The organism is Pseudonocardia sp. SID8383 (assembly GCF_009864975.1).
Classification (GTDB): Bacteria; Actinomycetota; Actinomycetes; order Mycobacteriales; family Pseudonocardiaceae; genus Pseudonocardia; species Pseudonocardia alni.
In genome coordinates this window covers 1-534 of sequence record NZ_WWFY01000575.1, presented here as the reverse complement: position 1 = coordinate 534, position 534 = coordinate 1, and the positions used below count along the sequence as shown (strand labels likewise).

Here is a 534-nt window from a genome sequence, read left to right as displayed (position 1 = left end):
GAGGGCCAGCCGCCGAGCCCACGGGCGGCGAGCGCGGCGCGGGCGTCGTCGAGCGCCAGCTCGGGGTCGAGCAGGTCGGCGCGGGTGACCACGAGCAGTCCGTCGGTGACGCCCGCGGCCGCGAGCGCGTCGGCGTGCTCCCCGGACTGCGGCATCCAGCCCTCGTCCGCGGCGACGACGAACAGCGCCGCCGGGACCGGACCGGCCCCGGCGAGCATCGTGGCGACGAAGCGTTCGTGCCCGGGGACGTCGACGAACGCGACCGTGCCCGCCCCCGGCACCTCGGTCCACGCGAAGCCCAGGTCGATGGTCATCCCGCGTCGGCGTTCCTCGGCGTACCGGTCGGGCTCCATCCCGGTCAGCGCCCGGACCAGCGTGGACTTGCCGTGGTCGACGTGGCCCGCGGTGCAGAGCACGTGCACGGCTCAGGTCTCCGGACGCACGGGCACCGCGCGCACGGCCCCGGCCAGCGTCGCGTCGGCCGACGGCGGCAGCGCCCGCAGGTCGAGCAGGCAGCGCCCGTCGCCGACCCGG

The 534-nt window shown here is 77.7% G+C and carries 1 protein-coding gene; it reads right to left on the bottom strand.

What is annotated here, in order from left to right:
* On the bottom strand, positions 1–422 hold a 422-nt coding region (locus GTW08_RS13915; RefSeq protein ID WP_346009905.1), incomplete at its 3' end, for a GTP-binding protein.
* Between the last annotated feature and the right edge of the window lie 112 nt (positions 423–534).